Source organism: Streptomyces sp. NPDC058964, from assembly GCF_042741275.1.
GTDB lineage: Bacteria > Actinomycetota > Actinomycetes > Streptomycetales > Streptomycetaceae > Streptomyces.
In genome coordinates this window covers 1-6,480 of sequence record NZ_JBHYKH010000206.1, presented here as the reverse complement: position 1 = coordinate 6,480, position 6,480 = coordinate 1, and the positions used below count along the sequence as shown (strand labels likewise).

Here is a 6,480-nt window from a genome sequence, read left to right as displayed (position 1 = left end):
CCCACCGTGGGCGGTTTTCGGCCTTTTCCCCCCGGCCTGGCGCGGCCGCTCGCCGGGATCTTCCGGAGTGGGCGGGCCGGTCAGGCCGGGTCGATCTCGCGCAGCAGACCCGTCCTGACGTCGAACACGAAACCGCGCACGTCGTCGGTGTGCAGGAGGAACGGCGAGGTGCGCACCCGCTGCATGGACTGCCGTACGTCCTGGTCGACGTCCCGGAAGGACTCCACGGCCCATGCCGGGCGCTGGCCGACCTCCATCTCCAGGTCGGTGCGGAAGTCCTCGGTGAGGGCCTCGAGGCCGCAGCCGGTGTGGTGGATGAGGACGATGCTGCGCGTGCCCAGCTTGCGCTGGCTGATGGTGAGCGAGCGGATCACGTCGTCGGTGACGACACCGCCCGCGTTGCGGATGGTGTGGCAGTCACCGAGTTCCAGGCCCAGCGCGGCGTGCAGGTCGAGGCGGGCGTCCATGCACGCCACGACGGCGACCTGCAGAACGGGCCGGGCGTCCATGCCGGGGTCGGTGAAGGCCTCGGAGTACCGCCGGTTGGCCTCCACCAGGCGCTCCGTCACGGTGCCGCCGCTGGTTATGGCGCCTTCGGATCCAGTGGGAACTGCTGCGGAAGTCGTCATACCCATGACGGTACTGGTCACCTGCGGCCCGAGCCTGTTGTGAGTGTGGACAAAGAACGTCATCGTGGCTTGTTGTGAGCTAACCCACACGGAGGGCAAACGGGTGCCGGACGGGTGATTTCCGTCGAAGCGCGACCCCTGTCGAGGCGTGCTGCGCGACGCGCAGGCCGGTTGATTGACCGCGCGACAGGGTGGACTAAAGTGACGCGAAGCGGGAGGCGAGACTCTCCCCGCTGGACTGAATTCCCCGGAGGCACCGGCACCCACCCGGACCGTCTCCCCACGTGCGCGGCGCGTACGTACGGCTCGGCCTCCTCCCGCTCCCGGTCGGCTGACGCTTCCGGCGCCGGCAGGCCTCCCCTTCACGAGCGGGCGGGGACCCGGCGGTGCGTACGGGCCGCGCCGGACCTGAGAGGCCCCCTTGAGCCAGAGTCGACACGTCCCGGTGATGCTCCAGCGGTGCCTGGATCTGCTGGCGCCCGCCCTGGAGCGGCCGGGAGCGGTGGTCGTCGACTGCACCCTGGGCCTCGGCGGCCACAGCGAGGCGCTGCTGACCCGCTTCCCCGAGGCCCGGCTCGTCGCCCTCGACCGGGACAAGGAGGCCCTGCGGCTGTCCGGGGAGCGGCTCGCGCCCTTCGGCGAGCGCGCCACCCTCGTGCACGCCGTGTACGACGAGCTCCCGGACGTACTGGGCAGACTCGGCATCCCGCGGGTGCAGGGCGTCCTGTTCGACCTCGGGGTCTCCTCCATGCAGCTGGACGAGGCCGACCGGGGCTTCGCCTACGCCCAGGACGCCCCCCTCGACATGCGGATGGACCAGACGGCCGGTATCAGCGCCGCCGAGGTCCTCAACACCTACCCGGCGGGCGAACTGGTCCGGATCCTGCGGGCGTACGGCGAGGAGAAGCAGGCCAAGCGCATCGTGGGCGCGATCGTGCGCGAGCGCGAGAAGGAGCCGTTCAGCAACAGCGCGCGGCTCGTGGAGCTGATCAGGGACGCCCTGCCGCAGGCCGCCAAGCGCACCGGGGGCAACCCCGCCAAGCGCACCTTCCAGGCGCTGCGGATCGAGGTCAACGGCGAGCTGTCCGTCCTGGAGCGGGCGATCCCGGCCGCGGTGAAGGCGCTCGACGTGGGCGGACGGATCGCCGTCCTGTCGTACCACTCGCTGGAGGACCGTCTGGTCAAGCAGGTGTTCGCGGCCGGCGCCGCCTCCACCGCCCCGCCCGGGCTGCCGGTCGTGCCCGAGCGCTACCAGCCCCGGCTCAAGCTGCTCACGCGCGGTGCCGAACTTCCCACCGAGGAAGAGATCGCCGAGAACCGCCGGGCGGCTCCGGCGAGGCTGCGCGGGGCCCAGCGCATCAGGGAGGACGCCGAGTGAGTGAGTTGGGTACCCGAACTCACCGGAGGACATGTGAGTAGGAAACCCGAACTGAAGGGAAGGGCCGCGCGACTCGCGCGGCTCTTCCCGGCCGGGCGCAAACAGGCGGCCCGCACCCCGTTCGTCTTCCTCGTCGTCCTGCTCCTCGGCGGCGGCCTCATCGGTCTGCTGGTACTGAACTCGGCCCTCAGCGAAGGCTCCTTCAAACTGGACGACCTCCAGAAACAGACCAAGAACCTCAGCGACGAGGAGCAGGCCCTCCAGCGGGACATCGACGCCTACTCCGCCCCCGACGCCCTCCAGCGCCGCGCCCGCGAACTCGGCATGGTGCCCGGCGGCGACCCGGCCTTCCTCGGCCCCGACGGCACCGTCAAGGGCGCCCCCAGCCCCGCCGCCCTGAGGCGGACCACCGCGAGGACGACCGCACCCCTGCCGCCCGAGATGATCCTGCCCGCCGCCCCCGCGTCCCCGGCCCGGCGGTCGGCACCGAGCGCCCGGCCCTCCGCCTCCCCGGCGTCACCGACGCCCTCCTCCACCCCCCGGCCCGCCACGACCACGACCCCCGGCAGGTGACGGAAGTGTCCGACAGGGAACCGCCGCGCCGCCGCGTACCCGGCCCCGCCAAGCCGCCCCGGCCCGGGAACGGCGGCCGGCGGCAGCCCGGCCCCGGGGCCCGCCCGGTCCGGCGCCCGCAGCAGGTCCGCCCGGGGGCTCCGCGTGCGCTGCGGCTCGGCAGCCCCCGTCCCCGGCTGCGCATGGTCAGCCTCGGGCTGACCCTGGTCCTGCTCGCCTTCGTCGTGCGGCTGCTGCAGGTGCAGGCCGTCGACGCGAGCGCGTACGCCGCCAAGGCCGAGCAGAACCGGTATGTCGTCCACACCCTCGCCGCCGAGCGCGGCGGGATCACCGACCGCAACGGCGTGGCACTGGCGATCAGCGAGGACGCGTACGACATCACGGCCGACCCGACGATGTTCACCCGCAAGCAGCTCGGCATCGACGACGGTCCCGAGCAGGCGGCCGCGCTCCTCGCGCCGATCGTCGGGCAGGACCAGGACACCCTGGTCAGGAAGTTGCGGCCGGCCAACAAGGACCTGCGCTACGTCAGGCTCGCCGGCCGGCAGACACCGCAGGTCTGGAACCAGATCAAGGACCTGCGGACCGCGCTCACCAAGAAGGCGGCCACCGACAGGTCCACCGTGAACGTCCTGGCCGGTGTCTTCTCCGACCCCAGCAGCAAGCGCGTGTACCCGAACGGCGACCTCGCCGCCGGCCTGCTCGGCTGGGTCAACGCCGAGGGCAAGGGCGGCGGCGGCATCGAGCAGCAACTGAACAAGGCGCTGACCGGCAAGGACGGAAAGATCCGCTACGCCCAGTCCGGCGGCCGCGAGGTGCCCACCGTGGGCTCCACCGAGACCCCCGCCGTGCCCGGCGCCGACGTCGAGCTCACCATCGACCGCGACATCCAGTGGGCCGCGCAGAACGCGATCAACCAGCAGGTGAAGAAGTCCAGGGCGGACCGCGGCTACGTGATCGTCCAGGACACCCGCACCGGCGAGATCCTGGCCATGGCCGACTCGCCCGGCTTCGACCCCAACGACCTGTCGAAGGCGGACTCCGCCGCGATGGGCAACGCCGCCCTCCAGGACGCCTACGAGCCCGGATCCACCGCCAAGGTCATGTCGATGGCGGCCGTACTGGAGGAGAACGCCGCCACCCCCCTCACCCATGTCGTCGTGCCCAACCGGCTGCACCGCGGCGACCGCCTCTTCCAGGACGACGTCGACCACTCGACCTGGCACCTCACGCTCAACGGCGTGCTCGCCAAGTCCAGCAACATCGGCACCATTCTGGCCGCCGGCCAGCTCGGCAGGACCCAGCCGGAGGCCAACAAGGTCCTCTACTCGTATCTGCGCAAGTTCGGCATCGGCAGCTACACCGGGCTCGGCTTCCCCGGCGAGACCAAGGGCATCCTCGCGCCCGCGGACAAGTGGTCGACGTCGCAGCAGTACACGATTCCTTTCGGCCAGGGCATGTCCCTCAACGCCATGCAGGCGGCCTCCGTCTACTCGACGATCGCCAACGGCGGCGTGCGGATCGAGCCGACCCTGGTGCGCGGCACCAAGGGGGCGGACGGGCGCTTCACCCCCGCGGCGAAGCCCGGGAAGACGCGGGTCGTCGGCGAGAAGACGGCGAAGGCTCTCGCCCAGATGCTGGAGTCCGTGGTGGACGACCGGGAGGGCACCGGCATCAGGGCGCGCATCCCCGGCTACCGGGTCGCGGGCAAGACGGGTACGGCCAACCGCGTGGATCCGGCCACCGGCAAGTACCGCGGATACACCTCTTCGTTCGCCGGATTCGCACCCGCGGACAATCCGCGGATCACCGTGTACTGCGCCATCCAGAACGCCACCAGCGGCAGCTACTTCGGCGGCCAGATCTGCGGTCCCATCTACAAGCAGGTGATGGAGTTCGCCCTGAAGACCCTCCAGATCCCGCCGACCGGGGCCCCGCCCGCGAACCTGCCTGTCTCCTACAAGCCCTGACCTGCACCGGCACCTCGCACAGACCACCAGGAACGAGCTCGTGAGAACGATCACCCCAGATCCCGGGAACCACGACCCCTCCGGCCCCTCGCTTCGCTCCGGAGCGGGTGCGCCCGGTACGCTCACCGCCGTGCCACACGCTGATCAGTCCCAAACCACCCAGAAGGGCGCTTCCGTGACCTATCCGGGACCGCCACGACCGGTTCAGGTCTCCGCCACACCTCTCGCGGAGCTCGCCGATCAGCTGGGTGCCGCCGCACCGGAGCGCACCGCCGACGTCACGGGGATCACCCACGACTCGCGCGCCGTCCGCCCCGGCGACGTGTACGCCGCCCTTCCGGGCGCCCGCCTGCACGGCGCCGACTTCGTCACCCAGGCCGTCGGCCTGGGCGCGGTCGCCGTGCTGACCGACCGGACGGGCGCCGAGCGCGCCGCAGCGAGCGGTCTGCCGGTCCTGGTCGTCGACGACCCGCGCGGCCGGATGGGAGAGCTGGCGGCCACGATCTACGGCCGCCCCGGCAACGATCTGCTCCAGATCGGCATCACCGGCACCTCCGGCAAGACCACCACCGCCTACCTCGTCGAGGGCGGTCTCAGGACGGTCCGGTCCACCGGCCTGGTCGGCACGGTCGAGATGCGCATCGGCGACGAGCGCATCAAGTCCGAGCGCACCACCCCCGAGGCCACCGACCTCCAGGCCCTGTTCGCGGTCATGCGCGAGCGCGGCGTCGACGCGGTCGCCATGGAGGTCTCCAGCCACGCCCTGGTCCTCGGCCGGGTCGACGGGTGCGTCTTCGACATCGCGGTCTTCACCAACCTCAGCCCGGAACACATGGAGTTCCACTCCGACATGGAGGACTACTACCGGGCCAAGGCGCAGCTGTTCACGCCGCGCCGGAGCAAACGCGGTGTGATCAACGTCGACGACGAGTACGGCCGCCGGCTCGCCCAGGAGGCCGGCGTCCCGGTGGTCACCTACTCCGCCGAGGGCCACCCCGACGCCGACTGGCGCGCGCAGGACGTCCGCATCGGCCCGATGGACTCGACGTTCACCGTCGTCGGGCCCGGGGGCGTGCGGATCGCCGCCAAGTCGCCGCTGCCGGGCCCCTTCAACGTGGCGAACACCCTCGCCGCCGTCGTCGCGCTCGCCGCCGCGGGTCTCGACCCGCAGACCGCCGCCGACGGCGTCGCCGCCGTACCCGGTGTGCCGGGCCGGCTGGAGCGGGTGGACGCCGGACAGCCCTACCTCGCGGTCGTCGACTACGCCCACAAGACCGACGCGGTCGAGTCGGTGCTCAAGGCACTGCGCAAGGTCACCAAGGGGCGGCTGCACGTCGTCCTCGGCTGCGGCGGCGACCGCGACACGACCAAGCGCGCCCCGATGGGAGCCGCCGCGGCCCGGCTCGCCGACACGGCCGTGCTGACCTCCGACAACCCCCGCTCCGAGGATCCCCTGGCGATCCTCGCGGCCATGCTCGGGGGCGCCGCCTCGGTGCCCGCGCACGAGCGCGGCGAGGTGCTCCTGTTCGAGGACCGGGCCGCCGCGATCGCCGCCGCCGTCGGCCGCGCACACCCCGGAGACACCGTGCTGGTCGCGGGCAAGGGCCACGAGCAGGGCCAGGACATCGCCGGAGTGGTCCGTCCCTTCGACGACCGCCAGGTGCTTCGCGAAGCTATCCAGAAGACTCAGGGATGAACTTGTGATCGCCCTCTCCCTCGCCGAGATCGCAGCAGTCGTCGGCGGGCAGACGCACGACATACCGGATCCGTCCGTCCAGGTCACCGGACCCGTCGTCCGGGACTCCCGAGAGGTGGAGCCCGGCAGCCTCTTCGCCGCCGGAGACGGCGAGCGCGTGGACGGCCACGCCATCGCGGCGGCCGTCGGCGAGGCGGGCGCGGTCGCCGTACGGGCGTCGCGACCCGTCGGCGT

At 72.0% G+C, this 6,480-nt stretch carries 6 protein-coding genes; 5 read left to right on the top strand and 1 reads right to left on the bottom strand.

The window, feature by feature from the left end:
* Nucleotides 1-80 precede the first annotated feature (80 nt).
* Complete coding sequence (locus tag ACFW2E_RS24150) at nt 81-629, bottom strand: beta-class carbonic anhydrase (RefSeq protein WP_384469158.1); 549 nt, start codon at nt 627-629, stop codon at nt 81-83.
* Nucleotides 630-1,050: 421 nt separating this feature from the next.
* Here ACFW2E_RS24150 and rsmH point away from each other — a divergent pair, with 421 nt between their 5' ends.
* The 5 genes from rsmH to ACFW2E_RS24125 form a co-directional block, all read left to right on the top strand.
* Complete coding sequence (rsmH, locus tag ACFW2E_RS24145) at nt 1,051-2,007, top strand: 16S rRNA (cytosine(1402)-N(4))-methyltransferase RsmH (RefSeq protein WP_384469157.1); 957 nt, start codon at nt 1,051-1,053, stop codon at nt 2,005-2,007.
* Between the two features lie 33 nt (nt 2,008-2,040).
* Nucleotides 2,041-2,580, top strand: coding sequence for a septum formation initiator family protein (locus tag ACFW2E_RS24140; protein WP_384469156.1), 540 nt, complete (start codon nt 2,041-2,043; stop codon nt 2,578-2,580).
* Nucleotides 2,581-2,585: 5 nt separating this feature from the next.
* Entirely contained in the window at nt 2,586-4,550 is a 1,965-nt protein-coding gene (locus tag ACFW2E_RS24135; RefSeq protein ID WP_384469155.1) for a peptidoglycan D,D-transpeptidase FtsI family protein, read from the top strand.
* A 40-nt stretch (nt 4,551-4,590) separates the two neighbouring features.
* Entirely contained in the window at nt 4,591-6,246 is a 1,656-nt protein-coding gene (locus ACFW2E_RS24130) for a UDP-N-acetylmuramoyl-L-alanyl-D-glutamate--2,6-diaminopimelate ligase (RefSeq protein WP_384469154.1), read from the top strand.
* A gap of 4 nt (nt 6,247-6,250) precedes the next feature.
* On the top strand, nt 6,251-6,480 hold a 230-nt coding region (locus tag ACFW2E_RS24125; protein ID WP_384469153.1), incomplete at its 3' end, for a Mur ligase domain-containing protein.

Coding starts and splice junctions, on each gene's coding strand:
- ACFW2E_RS24150 (WP_384469158.1), bottom strand. CDS start 629: ATGACGACTTCCGCAGCAGTTCCCACTGGATCCGAAGGCGCCATAACC.